The sequence below is a fragment of the Pseudomonas sp. genome (assembly GCF_051660785.1).
Lineage (GTDB): Bacteria > Pseudomonadota > Gammaproteobacteria > Pseudomonadales > Pseudomonadaceae > Aquipseudomonas.
Window position 1 is genome coordinate 34,956 of the sequence record NZ_JBOFQE010000054.1, and the last position, 15,734, is coordinate 50,689.

General features: G+C 59.7%; 16 protein-coding genes. 6 read left to right on the top strand and 10 right to left on the bottom strand.

Going from position 1 to position 15,734, the window contains the following annotated elements:
• Window positions 1–3: 3 nt before the first annotated feature.
• Genes ACRC4F_RS12910 through folE2 form a run of 3 tightly spaced genes read right to left on the bottom strand, consistent with a single transcriptional unit; the run spans window position 4 to window position 2,431 of the window.
• On the bottom strand, window positions 4–870 hold the full coding sequence (locus tag ACRC4F_RS12910) for a metal ABC transporter permease (protein WP_438659642.1): 867 nt from the start codon (window positions 868–870) through the stop codon (window positions 4–6).
• Entirely contained in the window at window positions 870–1,538 is a 669-nt protein-coding gene (locus ACRC4F_RS12915; protein WP_438659643.1) for a metal ABC transporter ATP-binding protein, read from the bottom strand. Before ACRC4F_RS12915 ends, ACRC4F_RS12910 begins: the two co-directional genes overlap by 1 nt.
• Window positions 1,535–2,431: a GTP cyclohydrolase FolE2 gene (folE2, locus tag ACRC4F_RS12920; protein ID WP_438659644.1), complete on the bottom strand. Its 897-nt coding sequence runs from the start codon at window positions 2,429–2,431 to the stop codon at window positions 1,535–1,537. Before folE2 ends, ACRC4F_RS12915 begins: the two co-directional genes overlap by 4 nt.
• 85 nt (window positions 2,432–2,516) lie before the next feature.
• Between folE2 and ACRC4F_RS12925 the strand changes: the two genes are divergently transcribed.
• The gene (locus ACRC4F_RS12925; protein WP_438659645.1) at window positions 2,517–3,713 is read left to right on the top strand and encodes an N-acetylmuramoyl-L-alanine amidase; all 1,197 of its coding nucleotides are present in this window, start codon (window positions 2,517–2,519) and stop codon (window positions 3,711–3,713) included.
• Here ACRC4F_RS12925 and ACRC4F_RS12930 read toward each other — a convergent pair.
• Window positions 3,710–4,087, bottom strand: coding sequence for a glutamine synthetase (locus ACRC4F_RS12930; RefSeq protein WP_438659646.1), 378 nt, complete (start codon window positions 4,085–4,087; stop codon window positions 3,710–3,712). The two genes, ACRC4F_RS12925 and ACRC4F_RS12930, sit on opposite strands and share 4 nt — an antisense overlap.
• Before the next feature lie 144 nt (window positions 4,088–4,231).
• Between ACRC4F_RS12930 and zigA the strand changes: the two genes are divergently transcribed.
• Entirely contained in the window at window positions 4,232–5,440 is a 1,209-nt protein-coding gene (zigA, locus tag ACRC4F_RS12935) for a zinc metallochaperone GTPase ZigA (RefSeq protein ID WP_438659647.1), read from the top strand.
• On the top strand, window positions 5,440–6,090 hold the full coding sequence (locus ACRC4F_RS12940; RefSeq protein WP_438659648.1) for a DUF1826 domain-containing protein: 651 nt from the start codon (window positions 5,440–5,442) through the stop codon (window positions 6,088–6,090). Before zigA ends, ACRC4F_RS12940 begins: the two co-directional genes overlap by 1 nt.
• Here the strand turns inward: ACRC4F_RS12940 and ACRC4F_RS12945 are convergent.
• On the bottom strand, window positions 6,087–6,443 hold the full coding sequence (locus ACRC4F_RS12945; RefSeq protein WP_438659649.1) for an NADH:ubiquinone oxidoreductase: 357 nt from the start codon (window positions 6,441–6,443) through the stop codon (window positions 6,087–6,089). The genes ACRC4F_RS12940 and ACRC4F_RS12945 overlap by 4 nt on opposite strands.
• 27 nt (window positions 6,444–6,470) lie before the next feature.
• Here ACRC4F_RS12945 and ACRC4F_RS12950 point away from each other — a divergent pair, with 27 nt between their 5' ends.
• Window positions 6,471–7,430, top strand: a complete 960-nt coding sequence (locus tag ACRC4F_RS12950) for a CobW family GTP-binding protein (protein ID WP_438659650.1) — start codon at window positions 6,471–6,473, stop codon at window positions 7,428–7,430.
• 2 nt (window positions 7,431–7,432) lie between these two features.
• On the opposite strand, the gene ACRC4F_RS12955 is transcribed toward ACRC4F_RS12950, so the two are convergent.
• Complete coding sequence (locus ACRC4F_RS12955; RefSeq protein WP_438659651.1) at window positions 7,433–7,846, bottom strand: DUF3301 domain-containing protein; 414 nt, start codon at window positions 7,844–7,846, stop codon at window positions 7,433–7,435.
• A 120-nt stretch (window positions 7,847–7,966) separates the two neighbouring features.
• Here ACRC4F_RS12955 and pdxY point away from each other — a divergent pair, with 120 nt between their 5' ends.
• Window positions 7,967–8,839, top strand: coding sequence for a pyridoxal kinase PdxY (gene pdxY / locus ACRC4F_RS12960; RefSeq protein ID WP_438659652.1), 873 nt, complete (start codon window positions 7,967–7,969; stop codon window positions 8,837–8,839).
• Between the two features lie 143 nt (window positions 8,840–8,982).
• On the opposite strand, the gene ACRC4F_RS12965 is transcribed toward pdxY, so the two are convergent.
• Entirely contained in the window at window positions 8,983–9,465 is a 483-nt protein-coding gene (locus ACRC4F_RS12965; RefSeq protein ID WP_438659653.1) for an acyl-CoA thioesterase, read from the bottom strand.
• 204 nt (window positions 9,466–9,669) lie between these two features.
• On the opposite strand from ACRC4F_RS12965, the gene ACRC4F_RS12970 reads away from it, so the two are divergent.
• Window positions 9,670–11,433, top strand: coding sequence for a cation:proton antiporter (locus ACRC4F_RS12970; RefSeq protein WP_438659654.1), 1,764 nt, complete (start codon window positions 9,670–9,672; stop codon window positions 11,431–11,433).
• A 155-nt stretch (window positions 11,434–11,588) separates the two neighbouring features.
• Here the strand turns inward: ACRC4F_RS12970 and ACRC4F_RS12975 are convergent, their stop codons facing one another.
• From ACRC4F_RS12975 to uvrD, 3 genes are all read right to left on the bottom strand, one after another.
• A complete protein-coding gene (locus ACRC4F_RS12975) occupies window positions 11,589–11,996 on the bottom strand; it encodes an SMI1/KNR4 family protein (protein ID WP_008156656.1) in 408 nt (135 codons plus the stop codon).
• 134 nt (window positions 11,997–12,130) lie between these two features.
• The gene (locus tag ACRC4F_RS12980) at window positions 12,131–13,003 is read right to left on the bottom strand and encodes a Tim44 domain-containing protein (protein WP_438659655.1); all 873 of its coding nucleotides are present in this window, start codon (window positions 13,001–13,003) and stop codon (window positions 12,131–12,133) included.
• Window positions 13,004–13,315: 312 nt separating this feature from the next.
• Window positions 13,316–15,499, bottom strand: coding sequence for a DNA helicase II (gene uvrD, locus ACRC4F_RS12985; RefSeq protein ID WP_438659656.1), 2,184 nt, complete (start codon window positions 15,497–15,499; stop codon window positions 13,316–13,318).
• Between the last annotated feature and the right edge of the window lie 235 nt (window positions 15,500–15,734).

The window sequence follows — 15,734 nt, forward strand, 5'->3', positions numbered from 1 at the left end:
ACCTCATTGGGATGTAAGCAAAGGCGGGCGGCGCAACAAGCCATGCACTGGACCGAACACCACGGACAGCAGATACAAACTGCCAGCTACGAGCACGATTGCCGGTCCGCTAGGCAGTGAGTAATAGAACGACAGCAACAGACCGAGCCACACCGAGAGGCAGCCGAGCAGGGCGGCGATCGCGATCAGCAACGGCAAACGACGACTCCAGAAGCGCGACGCGGCGGCCGGCAACATCATCAAGCCGACCACCATCAATGCACCGATGGCCTGGAAGCCAATCACCAGATTCAGCACCACCAGGGTCAGAAATACGCCGTGTGCCAACGGACCGAGACGGCTGACGGTTTGCAGGAAAAGCGGGTCGAGGGTGTCCAGCAACAGCGGTTTGTAGATCAGTGCCATGGCGATCAGGCTGAACCCGGACACCCACAGCATTCCGGTCAGCGTCGGCCCATCGACCGCCAGTGCCGAGCCGAATAACAGGTGAAGCAGGTCCAGGCGTTTGCCGGCGATGCCGAGGATCAACACACCGCTGGCGAGGGAAATCGGGTAGACCGCGGCGAGACTGGCGTCTTCGCGCAACCCTGTGCGACGGGTAATCCAGGCGGCGAGTCCGGCCATGCTCAGGCCTGCGCCGAGGCCACCAAGGGTCAGTGCCGGCAGACTCAAACCGGCGAACCAGAAGCCGAGCGCAGCGCCGGGCAGGATGCCGTGAGCCACCGCGTCGCCGATCAGGCTCATGCGGCGCAGAATCAGAAACACACCCAGCGGAGCGGTGCTGCACGCCAGGACCAATCCTCCCAAGAGTGCCCGGCGCATGAACACGAAGTCTTGGAAGGGTTGCCAAAGATGAGCGGCAGCGAGCATCAGGCCACCTGCGTTTGCGGTTGTTGGTGGATCAGTTCGATACTGGGTCCGAGGACGCAGCCGCTGCTTTTGATCAGCAAGCTTTGAGGCATGTGTTGGCGAACCGCAGTCAGGTCGTGACATACGATCAGCAGGGTTCGACCTTCGGTGTGCCAGGCGTGGATGTGCTTCCAGAGCAGCGACTGCCCCAGTTCATCCAGTGCGGAGTGGGGTTCGTCGAGCAACAACAGCGGCGCTTCGGCGAGGCTCAACCGGGCGAGCAGGGCGCGCTGCAATTCGCCACCGGACAACGCCATCAACGGGCGTTGTTCCAAACCCGCCAGGCACCAGTTTTCCAGCACGGTTTTCAGGCGTTGGTGGCGTAGCTCTGGTGATTGTTTGCTGCCCCAGAAACCAGCGGCTACCAACTCCTGGAGGCTGATGGGGAATTGCCGGTCCAAGTGCTGTTGTTGTGGGAGAAAGGACAGCGAGCCTTTGCGTGGAACATCAAGAATGACTTTACCGGCCAGTGGCTTTTGCAGCCCGGCGATGACTTTTAGCAGACTGCTTTTACCCGAGCCGTTAGCCCCGATCACGGCAGTCAGGCTGCCCTTGGATAGTTCGAAATTAACGGGCGGCGTGAGCGGTTGTCCGGGTGCGCCCCAGCGTAAATCCTGGCAACGGATCATGCGGCTACCCAATTCCATCGACTTTCGGCGACGGCATCGTGAGCGTGAAGGCTTTCGGCGTGGACGACGCGTATGTGGAAGGCGTTGATGCCGGGCGAGCGTTTCAGGACAAGATTCAAGCGGCGAGCGGCGTCCTCACAGAACATCAGATTCTGACCATTGGCCAAGGCGAACGCTTGTTCATCGGCGCGCTTTACAGCGGTTTGCACGGCGGTTCCCAACGCGGCTTCTGCATCGCTGATGAACGCAATCAGCGGTATGTCATCCACATAATCATCGAGCCGCAGCCGTAAAAACGCGTTGCTGCGTTGGCTGTGAGGTGTTGCAACAATGCCTTTTGTGGAGCCAAGCCACGCCAAAACATCGGCGTGTTGCAATGACTTGTTGGCGAAGTCGTCAACGAATTGTTGCTGAATCAACTGTCGGGACAGTGCTGCTGAACACGGACACGTTGAGGAATAAGGAACGTCGATTTTTAGTTCCACGTGGAACATTGCGTTTTTCAAACGCGCTTCGATACTCACCGGATACGTTTTCCATCCGGCCAACGGGCTGATCAGCGCCGGCCTTTTGAGCAGTAAATCCGTATCAATTCTTAAGTAGGCAGAGTTGGACAGTCCTTCATGACTGTCGAGAAAACGCTGCAAGACACGACGCAACAATGCGGGAGTCAGGTTTTCCTGCTCGAGCATTTCCAGCGCCAAATACAGCCGGGACATGTGAATGCCGCGTGCTTCTCCATCATCAAGGCTCACGCCTGCGTCAGCCTTTGCACTCAGCCGTTGGCCATCGAATAAAACAGGAAGAGCAATGCCGCACATGCCCACCCATTCGAGCGGCACGTCTTGGCGTGAAGCCTGCGCGGCGATATCCGGCAGAGTCAGCGCATTCATGAGCAGGTCCATCGTGGAAGTTGTATTTGCATGTTATGTTATTACATCTAATTCAACCACGCCTTTTTCATGAACGAGCTTTCACATGCACAGACGTCATCTGCTCAAATGGATGCTGGCCAGCGCAGCCTTCGCTTTGCCCTTTGATGTTTCAGCCACACTGATTCAAAACGCGCGACTTTGGCATTCCGATGACAAGCTGCGTTTGGTGTTCGATCTGAGCGGGCCGGTGCAGTACAAAACCTTTTCACTAAGCGCTCCCGAGCGGCTCATCATCGATCTGAGTGGCGCCAACCTCAGTGGTGATTTCAGCCAGTTGGGGCTTGGCAATACAGTCATCCGTTCGATCCGCTCCGGGCATTTTGGCCAGGGCGATACGCGGATCGTTCTTGACCTCAGCGCCCCGGTGCAGCTCAACAGCTTTCTCCTGCCGCCGCAGGATGGTCAAGGCGATCGGCTGGTGCTCGATCTGAAGTCGACAACGTCGTTACCCATTGCCGTGGCGCCTGAGGCGAGCGCCGACAAGGCTCACCCCAAACGCGACATCATCGTGGTGGTCGACCCGGGCCACGGCGGCAAAGACCCCGGCGCGGTGGGCGCCAAAGGGGAGCGCGAGAAAGACGTCGTGCTGTCCATTGCCCAGCTATTGGCCAAGCGACTGAAGCGCGAGAAGGGCTTCGACGTGAAGCTGGTGCGCAACGACGACTTTTTCGTTCCGCTGCGCAAGCGGGTCGAGATCGCCCGCAAGCACAACGCCGATATGTTCATCTCGGTGCATGCGGACGCGGCACCGCGTCTCACCGCTTCAGGCGCCTCGGTGTATTGCTTGTCGGAAGGAGGCGCAACTTCGGCCACGGCGCGTTTCATGGCGCAGCGGGAGAACGGCGCGGACCTGTTGGGCGCGACAAGTCTGCTCAATCTCAAGGAAAAGGACCCGATGCTTGCCGGGGTGATTCTTGACATGTCGATGAACGCCACCCTCGCCGCGAGCTTGCAGTTGGGCAGCACCGTCCTCGATAGCCTGGCGGGCATAACAACACTGCATCAGAAGCGCGTGGAACAAGCGGCATTTGCGGTGCTGAAATCACCGGATGTGCCGTCGATCCTGGTGGAAACCGGCTTCATTTCCAATTCCCGCGACAGCCAGCGACTGATGACCGCTCGCCATCAACAGGCTGTGGCTGACGGTTTGTTCGACGGATTGCAGCGCTATTTTCAGAAAAATCCGCCGCCCAACAGTTACATCGCCTGGCAACAGCAGCAGAAAAATAAGCAGGCCTAGCAGCCGGCAATCCGGCTACAGGTGAATTTGGCGCTGCTGCCGCCGGAACTGGAGAACCGGTTGATCGTGGTCCAGCCAACGCGACGGTTGTAACCGACCCAAGCCTCGCCGTCGGATGCGATACCCGTGAAGAACGTGAGTTGCCCGTAGCGGCTGTTGGTCTGCGCCCAGTAGCGTTTTCCCGCCTTTTCGAAACCGCGCAAATAGAGCGTGTTGCCGATGGTGTTGACGCTATAGGCATTGCCGTCGGCGTCCACGCAGGCGAGCAGATTGGCACTTCGGGTGCATTTGGCCAGGGTCGGAATCTGCGCCCAGGCGTTTACGGCAAGTAACAGCGAAAAGCTCACCGATACTGATTTCAGGGCTATGCGCATTGGATTTCTCAAGAAGCGGACGGGCTTCAGCATCGAGCCTCTGTCGTTAAGGGGCAAGAGAAAAGTGGCTTGAATACTTTGTTATACTATAACATCCAAATCAAGCCCGACACTGTGATCGGGCATCCCTGTGAGGAATCCCTGATGCCCAATCGTCTCCCCGTGACCGTCCTGTCGGGCTTTCTCGGCGCCGGCAAAAGCACGCTGCTCAACTATGTTTTGCGTAATCGCGAGAATCTGCGAGTCGCTGTCATCGTCAACGATATGAGCGAGATCAACATCGATGGCAGCGAAGTCCAGCGCGATGTCAGCCTGAACCGCGCCGAAGAGAAACTCGTGGAGATGAGCAACGGCTGCATTTGCTGCACCCTGCGCGAAGACTTGCTCGAGGAAGTCAGCAAACTCGCCAGGGACGGGCGTTTCGATTACCTGTTGATCGAATCCACCGGGATCTCCGAGCCATTGCCGGTGGCGGAAACCTTCACCTTCCGTGATGAGCAAGGGCAGAGCCTGGCCGACATCGCAAGGCTCGACACCATGGTCACGGTGGTCGATGGCATGAACTTCCTGCTCGACTATCAAGCCGCCGAAAGCCTCGCTTCCCGAGGTGAAACATTGGGCGAGGAGGACGAGCGCTCGATCACGGACCTGTTGATCGAGCAGATCGAATTCGCGGATGTGATCCTCATCAGCAAGATCGATTTGATCAGCAGCCGTGAGCGCCAGGAACTGATCGCGATCCTTGAACGCCTCAATTCACAGGCAGAAATCATCCCGATGGTCATGGGTGAAATTCCTTTGAAAAAGATCCTGAATACCGGCCGTTTCGACTTTGAGAAAGCTGCTCAGGCGCCAGGCTGGTTGCAGGAATTACGTGGTGAACACGTACCGGAAACCGAGGAGTACGGCATCGCCTCGACGGCCTACCGAGCCCGCCGACCGTTTCATCCACAGCGTTTTTTCAGCTTCATCGATCGGCCGTGGGTGAACGGCAAACTGCTGCGTTCCAAAGGCTTTTTCTGGCTGGCCAGCAAGCCCATGGATGCCGGTAGCTGGTCCCAGGCCGGCGGCTTGATGCGCCACGGTTTCGCCGGGCGCTGGTGGCGCTTCGTGCCGAAAACCCAGTGGCCACAGGACGAAGAAAGCACGGCCGGAATCATGGAAAACTGGACCGCCGCCTCCGGCGATTGCCGGCAGGAACTGGTGTTCATTGGTCAAAACATCGACTTTGCGCTGCTCACCGCCGAACTCGACAATTGCCTGCTGAGCGATGATGAAATGGCCTTGGGTGCCGAGGGCTGGCGCTTGCTGACGGATCCGTTCGGCCCTTGGCACGAAGAGGTCGCCGCCTGATGTTGGCGCCCAGTCTGAAGCGGCAGCCAATCGTGCAACAGGTTCAAGGCGACACGCCGCAAACCCTGACTCGAATTCTTGATGATGGGGTAAACCTCGCCGTTTGGCGGCGCCGACTCCCTGCGCACATTGATGATTTCGGCTGCTTGCTGCTGTCCCTGAACGAACCGCTGGCCGAGTCGCTGGTTCTGGAGTTGATCAGCGATGACGCCGAACCCGATCTGCATGGATTGGCCTCGGGATTCAGCGATCTGGAAGGGTATGCAGGTTTCATTGCCGACGTGTCCTGGCTGGTCAGCGCGTTCGCCTGTCTGTTGGGCGCCAAGCGCATCGGCCTGCGCGTGCGGGTTCTGGACAAGGCCATGTGCCCGCGATTTCACGTCGATCATGTGCCGGTGCGGTTGATCACCACCTACGCCGGCATCGGTAGTCAGTGGCTGAAAGAAGGGGTGATGGATCGCCGGCAACTGGGCAAGCCTGAGGCCGAACCCACAGATAATTCGCTGATCGAGCAAATCGCCAGCGGCGATGTGGCGCTGCTCAAAGGCGAGAAATGGCACGGCAACGAAGGTTTCGGCCTGATCCACCGTTCGCCGCAACCCGCGCCGGGCGAACGCCGTTTGATTCTGACCCTGGATTGGCTGGCTTAAGGCTTGAGCCAGTTGCCCTGGCTCTGGCCTTCGCAAAACGGTTTCAGATACGCAGCATCGGTGGCTACGCCGTAATAGTGAATATCCTGCCGGTAAGGCATATTGGCGACTTGGGCGTTGTTACACACGCCGAACGCGCCGGTGGGGCATTGGTCGACGTATTGCACCTCGACTTTCTGCCCGGGAAGGTTCGGTTGGCAGAACCCGTCGGCGAAGAGCTTTTCCGGGATGTTTCGGTTTTGCTGGCAGACTTTCACGTCGAGTCGCTCAGCCGTGCTATGTACCACGCATGCCTGGGCCAGCGCCTCGCCGGAGCACAGCGCCAAGAGCAACGACAATCCCATCAACCGCATCCATTACCTCCTTCAGAAAACACGACCATGTTGCAGAACATTCCCACTCACGTCATTGCCGGCCCATTGGGCGCCGGCAAGACCAGCCTGATCAAGCAACTGCTTGCACAGCGGCCGATCGGTGAGCGCTGGGCCGTGCTGATCAACGAGTTCGGGCAGATTGGCCTCGATGCAGCACTGCTGACCCAGGACGCCGATGGTATCGCACTGGGGGAAGTGGCCGGGGGCTGTTTGTGTTGCGTGAACGGTGCGCCGTTTCAGATCGGCCTTGGGCGGTTGCTGCGCAAGGCGCGGCCGGACCGGCTGTTCATCGAGCCTTCCGGATTGGGCCACCCGGCGCAGTTACTCAGGCAATTGAGTGAGGCACCGTGGCAAGGTGTACTGGCTGTACAACCTTGTGTGCTGGTTTTGGATGCCCAGGCGCTCGCCACTGGCAAACCATTACCCGAGGCCCAACAGGAGGCGTTGAGCAGCGCCGGTTTGTTGGTGCTGAACAAGGCAGAAAGTCTCGATCTCAAAGATCGAACGCGAATCGCCGTGCAGCTGCCTGCTCGTCCCCTGTACTGGACGCAGCAAGCGCTCTTGCCGCTGAGCAAATTGCCGGGCCTTGATGCTCAGGCGGTGGCGGGTGTGGATAACTTCATCGTGCCCAAGGGATTGGCGCAGATGCCGGCCATCTGGACCGATCCTGCGCTGCCGATTTGCCTGAGTCAGGCACAGGAGGGCGGTTGGAGCGTCGGCTGGCGCTGGCACCCGACTCAGACCTTCGATGTGGTGCGCGTTGGCCAATGGCTTGAAAGCATCGCCTGGCGGCGAGCGAAGCTGGTTATCCACAGCGTCGACGGATGGGTGTCGGCGAATGCGCTGGATAACTCGGAACTGCAATGGCAGCCCAGCGAATGGCGCCAGGATTCGCGGATCGAGCTGATTTTCAGTGAGGCGCAGGATGTCGATTCACTGCAAAGAGTGCTGGCCGACTGTCGGTAGGGTCAAGGACGCCACTTGGTGTGTTCCTGTCGCCACTGGCTCAGCTCGATCACTTCCGCGCGAGGCTTCACCACGTCGACCACCGCAGGCTCGTCGTCGAACGGCATCGGGTAGGGCGCCAGCTCGATCTGCGCGCTGTGGGCGCCGAACTGGGTGATGGTGCCGTTGTGGCGGGTTTCGCCGGTCACGGTGAACTCGAAGTTATACACGCGAGCCAGACGCCGTCGGTCGTTGGCGTCTTTGATGAACGCGATCTTTTTCAACGCCACGTTGCCGTCCAGCAGCTCGATCCCGAGCTTGGTGCAATGCTGCTTCACCCGTTCCAGCGCCCGCTCGCGCAAGCCGTGGTTGTGCCACAGCCAGGCACCGCCCGTGGCGAGCAGCATCAGCACGAAGATATTTCCGAGGGTCAGCATCAACAGGTTGCTCCAACAAGATAGTGCCAGCTTAACTGCGTCGCCGGTCTGTCGTACAGGCCGTGTTTAGTCGCATACTGCGCGGCTCGAATTTCAATCGTTTGACGGAAAACACACCGCATGAAACGTACGCCCCATCTGCTCGCCATTCAGTCCCACGTGGTGTTCGGCCACGCTGGCAACAGCGCCGCGGTTTTCCCTATGCAGCGGGTCGGGGTGAATGTCTGGCCGCTTAACACCGTACAGTTCTCCAATCACACGCAGTACGGCCAGTGGACCGGTGATGTGTTGGCACCACACCAGATTCCCGATCTGGTCGAAGGAATCGCGGCGATCGGCGAGCTGGGCAATTGCGACGCAGTGCTGTCCGGTTACCTCGGCAGTGCGGCCCAAGGTCGGGCGATCCTGACCGGCGTGGCGCGGATCAAATCGATGAATCCCAAGGCGTTGTATTTGTGCGACCCGGTGATGGGCCATCCGGAGAAGGGTTGCAGCGTGCCGGCCGAAGTCAGCGATTTCCTGCTGGAAGAGGCCGCTTCGGTGGCGGACTTCATGTGCCCGAATCAACTGGAGCTGGACAGCTTCTCGGGGCGCAAGCCGCAGTCACTGTTCGATTGCCTGGCGATGGCGCGAGCGTTACTGGCGCGTGGGCCGAAAGCAGTGTTGGTCAAGCATCTGGACTACCCCGGCAAGCCGGCGGATGGCTTCGAGATGTTGCTGGTGACGGCTGAAGGCAGTTGGCACCTGCGTCGTCCACTACTGGCGTTTCCGCGTCAGCCGGTGGGCGTTGGCGACCTGACGTCGGGGCTGTTTCTGGCGCGTGTACTGTTGGGCGACAGCCTGGTCGCGGCCTTCGAGTTCACGGCGGCGGCGGTGCATGAAGTGCTGCTGGAAACCCAGGCGTGTGCCAGCTATGAACTGGAGCTTGTGCGGGCGCAGGACCGGATTGCGCATCCGCGCGTTAAGTTCGAAGCGACTGCGATCAGCCTCTGAATCTGCGATGAGCCCAATTGCGAGCAGGCTCGCTCCCACATTGGATCGGGGGTGTTCACAAATCCCCCTGTGGGAGCGAGCCGGCTCCGGGCGGCGATCCGACGATGGCTATCTAAGCAACACCATCAAACTGACTGGACGACTCAGGCATCGCCCTTGATTTCCTGATAGCGCTTTTCCAGTTCCTGACGAATCTGCCGACGTTGCTGGGCCTGGATGAAGCGGCGCTTGTCTTCGCTGTTCTGCGGTTGCAAGGGAGGTACGACAGCCGGCTTACGGGCGTCGTCCACCGCGACCATGGTGAAGAAGCAACTGTTGGTGTGGCGCACCGAGCGTTCACGGATGTTCTCGGTCACCACCTTGATGCCCACCTCCATGGAGGTGTTGCCGGTGTAGTTCACCGACGCCAGGAATGTCACCAGCTCGCCGACATGAATCGGCTCGCGGAAAATCACCTGGTCTACTGAGAGGGTCACCACGTAGCGGCCGGCATACCGGCTCGCGCAGGCGTAGGCCACTTCGTCGAGGTACTTGAGCAGGGTACCGCCGTGAACATTGCCAGAGAAATTGGCCATGTCGGGGGTCATCAATACCGTCATCGACAGCTGGGCGTTTCCGGGTTCCATAGCGTTCTCACGGGTCAAGGCAGAATGGCGGAAGGGCGGCACCTCTGCGGGTGCCTGGTCGGTTTTTTTCAAACCACAGTTATCGGGACGCCGGGCGGGTGGTCGCCGTCACGCCGGATCGATCTGTTTCCATATATTGCACCGCCTTTCCGGCGGAAGTCGCGGTGTTAACCTCCGAAAGTCGACCTTTAGGAGCCCCACACCATGCATGCCATCAGTTTTATTCAGGACCTGGCAGTGATCATGTTGGTCGCAGGTGTGGTGACCGTGCTGTTCCACCGCTTCAAGCAGCCGGTGGTGCTGGGTTATATCGTCGCCGGTTTCATCATCGGCCCGCACACGCCGCCGTTCAGCCTGATCCACGACGAAGAAACCATCAAGACGCTCGCAGAACTCGGGGTGATTTTCCTGATGTTCTGCCTGGGCCTCGAGTTCAGCCTGCGCAAGCTGTTCAAGGTCGGTGCCACGGCTTTCATCGCGGCGTTCCTGGAAATCGTGCTGATGATCTGGATCGGCTTCGAGATCGGCCAATGGTTCGACTGGAACACCATGGATTCCTTGTTCCTCGGCGCGATCCTGGCGATTTCCTCGACCACCATCATCGTCAAGGCGCTCAACGACCTGAAGATGAAGAACGAGCGCTTTGCCCAACTGATCTTCGGTGTGCTGATCGTCGAGGACATCCTCGGTATCGGCATCATTGCCTTGCTGTCGAGCATCGCGGTCAGCGGCACGGTCAGTTCCGGCGAAGTGTTTTCCACGGTGGGCAAGCTGTCGCTGTTCATGATCGTCGCGCTGGTCATTGGCATCTTGCTGGTGCCGCGATTACTGGCCTACGTGGCGAAGTTCGAGAGCAACGAAATGCTACTGATCACCGTGCTGGGCCTGTGTTTCGGCTTCTGCCTGCTGGTGGTCAAGCTCGAATACAGCATGGTCCTGGGCGCGTTCCTGATCGGGGCGATCATGGCCGAGTCGCGGCAATTGCTGAAGATCGAGCGCCTGATCGAGCCGGTTCGCGACCTGTTCAGTGCAATCTTCTTCGTCGCCATCGGCTTGATGCTCGATCCAATGATCCTGCTGCAATACGCTTGGCCGATCGCGGTGATCACCGTGGCCGTTGTGCTCGGCAAAATGCTTTCCTGCGGCCTCGGGGCCTTTATCGCCGGCAATGACGGACGCACCTCGCTGCGCGTGGGGATGGGACTTTCACAGATTGGCGAATTCTCCTTCATCATCGCTGCGCTGGGCATGACGCTGCAGGTCACCAGCAATTTCCTCTACCCGGTCGCCGTGGCGGTCTCGGTGATTACCACGCTGCTGACGCCGTATCTGATCCGCGCGGCTGATCCGTTATCGATCAAACTTGCCGCCGTGATGCCACAGAGACTGGGCCGAGTGTTGGGAATGTACGGCGAGTGGCTGCGCAGTATCCAGCCTCAGGGCGAGGGCGCGTTGCTGGCATCGATGATTCGGCGGATTCTGTTGCAGGTCGGGGTCAATCTGGCGTTGGTGATTGCGATCTTCTTTTCGGGCGCGTACTTCGCCAAACGCATGTCCGTTTACCTGCAAGACTGGATCAGTGATCCGAGCTGGCAGAAAGCGTTGATCTGGGGTGGGGCGTTGCTGTTGTCGCTGCCGTTCCTGATCGCCGCCTATCGCAAGCTCAAGGCGCTGTCGATGCTATTGGCAGAGATGGGCGTGAAGCCCGAGATGGCGGGGCGGCACACGCAGCGAGTGCGCCGGGTGATCGCCGAAGTGATCCCGATCCTCTCGCTGCTGGTGATTTTCCTGCTGCTGGCAGCCCTGTCGGCCAGTATCTTGCCGACCAACAAGTTGCTGATACTGATCGCCGTGGTAGCGGCCGCTGTGGCGGCGTTGCTCTGGCGCTGGTTCATCCGCGTGCATACGCGGATGCAAGTGGCCTTGCTCGAAACGCTGGACAACCATAAGGAAACGTCCGGGCATTGAAATCGGACCTGTAGCAGCGGGCATAGCCTGCGTCCGGCTGCGTAGCAGTCGTAAATCCTGGCGACCCGGTGAGCCTGAAACACCTCAATGCTTTATTTTGCGACTGCTGCGCAGCCGGACGCAGGCTACGCCAGCTGCTACAAAGTCGCGCTTGCTCAGCTTTCCAGCCAGACGTCCCGCGCCCAGTGCCATACCGATTCCCAGGTTTCTTCGGCAATCAGTTCTTCTTCGGCCAGCCACAGCACCACGGTGCCGTCTTCTTCAACCAGATAGTAATTGTCGCCGTCCTGGCAGATCGGGATCATGCTGCGGTCAACGCCAGCGTCCCAGGCGTTGGCCGCAACGTCCGGCAGGTAGGTGTGGGATTGCGGGTCGGTGACGGTCACCGGCTCCAGGCTGCCGTAGACGACGTCGCTGACGGTCAGCAAAAACTCTCTGAAGACGAAGGGAATGTCGATGAACAATTGTTCCTCGATTTCCACCAGTTGGTCTTCGTCAGGCAACTCCAAGGGGACCGGTACCGGTTCGTTGGCTTCACGCAGTTGTTCGATGATTTCTTCCACGTCCGGGATCCTCTTGCTTGATGGCGCGGTTTAGTTGGGGCGGTTTATACAGTAGCTCGCTATAGATGCAACCGCGAAATAGAAAAACCCCGGCGAGCCGGGGTTTTCATTACAGCATGCGTAACGCGAGGGGATCAGCCGTTCTGGCGGATACCGGCTACCAGCCAAGGCTGGTTTTCGCCCTGTGGACGTTCCATGTTCCAGCTTTCGCTGAACACTTCGCCCTGGTCGAAACGCGACGTCTTCGACACACCGGTGAAGGTCAGGGTGGCGATGGTCTTGTCGGCACGATCATCCACGCCGTCCAGTTGAACATTGAGGTTATCAATGTAGGTGGACTGGAAACCTTCGCCCAGGTCGGCACGTTCGCGCTTGAGGAACTCCAGCAGTTGCGGAGTCACGAACTCGGCGATCTTGTCCATTTCGTTAGCGTCCCAGTGCTGCTGCAGGGACTGGAAGTGGTTGCGGGCCGCTTCAATGAAGTTACGTTCATTGAACCAGGCTGGCGCGTTGATTACCGGACGAGCGGCAGCAGGTGCTGCCGAACCACCGAAGATCGAACCCATGCCTGCTGGCTTCTGCTCGAACACTTCACGCTGCATCGGCGCGCCGGCTGGAGCCAGGTGCTCCTGCTGCTTGCGACGACGAGCGGCGATGAAACGGAAGACCAGGAAGGCAATGACGGCCATGATCAGGATGTCGAAGATCTGCATACCCTGGAAGCCGTCGCCCATGAACATGGAGGCCAGCAGGCCACCGGCAGCGATGCCGGCCAGAGGGCCGAGCCAGCGCGAAGCACCGCCGGCCTTGGCGGCAGCGCCAGCGGCACCGGCCGCGCCCGCAGTGGCGGCAGCACCGCCAGCGGCAGAAGAAGGAGCCATTTGGCTGGTCTGGTGAGTCGGCGCAGCGCCGGAGCTCTTGCCGCCACCAAAGCGCTTGGCGTTGGCGTCGAGGCTCATCGTCAGGCCGATGCACAACGCCATGGCGATGCTAAGAAAACGTTTCATAAAGGGAATTCCCATTTGTGGATGGCACGCGCGCCATGTTGCACAGCTGAAGTGTTACTGGCTAGCGGCAGAGTGTTTCGGGCTTTTGCCTGACAGGTTGCGTTCAGCTTCAGTCAGCGCAATAAGGCCTGTTAACTTTGGTCTGTAGGACGAGTGGATTAGTTCTGTAGGAAGGGTGTCTGGTCGGACGAACCCTGTGGGAGCGACGGTGCGACGATTCGACCTGCTCGCGATGGGGAGAACGCGGTTCATCTAAATGACCGCGTATCGTTCATCGCGAGCAGGCTCACTCCCACATAAAAGCGGGCAATCTTAGATCGCTTCCAGCTTCGCGTAACCGAGCATCAGCCACTTGCTGCCTTCGCTGAAGTTCACCTGCACCCGGGCCTGGGCTCCGGCGCCCTCAAAGTTGAGGATCACGCCGTCGCCGAATACCGAATGCCGTACAGCCTGACCGAGGCTGAACCCGGTATCCGGAATCTCGCTACCGCCAAACAAGCTGCTGGAACTCTGTTGCTGGCCACCGCCGAACGGACGGCTGACGCTGTTGGACAGCCGCACTTCCTGGATCAGGCCTTTCGGCACTTCTCGTACGAAACGCGACACCTTGTTGTAGGTCTCGCTGCCGTACAGGCGTCGGGTTTCCGCGTAGGTCATCACCAGGTTCTGCATGGCCCGGGTGATACCGACGTAGGCCAGACGGCGCTCCTCTTCAAGACGACCCGGCTCTTCCAGGCTCATCTTGTGCGGGAACAGGCCTTCTTCCATGCCCACGAGGAACACGTAGGGGAATTCCAGGCCCTTGGCGCTGTGCAAGGTCATCAGCTGAATGCTGTCTTCGTGCTCGTCGGCCTGCGTGTCCCCCGCCTCCAACGACGCATGGCCGAGGAACGCCGCCAATGGCGTCAGGTCTTCGTCTTCTTCAGCGTTTTCGAAGTTGCGCGCGGCGCTGACCAGTTCCTCAAGGTTTTCTACCCGCGCCTGGCCTTTCTCGCCTTTTTCCGCTTCGTGGTAGGCAATCAGCCCCGACTGCTCGATCACCGTCTGGGTCATCAGGTGCAGCGGCATTTCCATGCACTTGGCGGCGAGGTTCTCGATCAGCTCGATAAACGCGCCGAGCGCGCCCGCTGCACGCCCGGTCAGGCCTTTATTGGCGACCAGCAAGCGCATCGCTTCCCACATCGACACATCGCTGTGGCGCGCATGGTCGCGAATCGCTTCGACGGTTTTCTCGCCAATGCCACGCGCCGGAACGTTAATGACCCGTTCCAGCGCCGCATCGTTGCCGCGACCTTCCAGCAAACGCAGGTAGGCCATGGCGTTCTTGATTTCGGCGCGTTCGAAGAAGCGCTGACCGCCATAGATGCGGTACGGAATGCGCTCGCGCAGCAAGGCTTCTTCCAAAACGCGGGATTGGGCATTGGAGCGGTACAAAATCGCGATATCGCTGCGGGCCAAGCCGGTTTTCAGCGCGCTTTCGATGGTTTCCACCACGTAGCGTGCTTCGTCGTGTTCGTTGAACGCGGCGTACAGATTGATCGCTTCGCCTTCGCCGCCATCGGTCCACAGCTCTTTGCCCATGCGCCCGGTGTTGTTGGCGATCAGGGCGTTGGCGGCTTTGAGAATCCCGGCGGTGGAGCGATAGTTCTGCTCAAGACGAATGGTCTCGGCATCCGGGAAGTCATCGGAATACTGGTAAATGTTCTCGATTTTCGCGCCGCGCCAGCCGTAGATCGACTGGTCGTCGTCGCCGACCACCATCAAGCTGTCGCCGCCCTTGGCCAGCAGACGCAACCAGGCGTACTGCACGGCGTTGGTGTCCTGGAACTCGTCCACCAGGATGTGCCGGAAGCGCTTCTGGTAATGGGCCAGCAGGCCCGGGTTATCGCGCCACAGGTCGAGGGCACGGAGCAGCAGTTCGGAGAAGTCGATGACGCCGGCGCGCAGGCAAGCGGCCTCGTAGGCCTCATAAATGCTGCGCATGGTCGCCAGGAACAAGTCGCCGCTGGCTTGAATGTGTTGCGGACGCAGACCTTCGTCTTTCTGCCCGTTGATGAACCACTGGGCCTGACGGGCCGGCCAGCGCTGCTCGTCCAGACCCAGCTCGCGGATCACCCGCTTGACCAGCCGTTGCTGGTCGTCGCTGTCGAGAATCTGGAAAGTCTGGCTCAGGCCGGCTTCCTGCCAGTGCGCCCGCAACAAGCGGTGCGCCAGGCCGTGGAAGGTGCCGACCCACATGCCGGCCGGGTTGATACCCATCAGCTGCTCGATGCGATGACGCATCTCGGCAGCGGCCTTATTGGTGAAGGTCACCGACAGGATCGAGTGGGGCGAGGCGTTCTCGACCTGGATCAACCAGGCGATACGGTGCACCAGCACTCTGGTTTTACCGGAGCCAGCACCGGCCAGGACCAACTGACGACCCACGGAGGCAGCTACGGCCTGGCGTTGGGCATCGTTGAGGGAGTTCAGCAGAAGGGAGAGATCATCGCGCATCGGGGCATTCTAGGGTGCGCCGTCACACCGGGCAAACCGAGCTTTGCATTAGCCGATGAAAGAAGCACGAATGACGACCGGTCAGTCACTGGCTGCAAGCGTTGACGGGGCTCGCTCGAAGGGTTTTCAGGGGGCGGCGGGGGCCTGAAATTTTGTCGATTTTATGATCCGGGGCAGTTTGGTAAGGGCATTGGCTTGTGTATGCTCCGTCCACGTTTCGGGCTCATGCTCATCA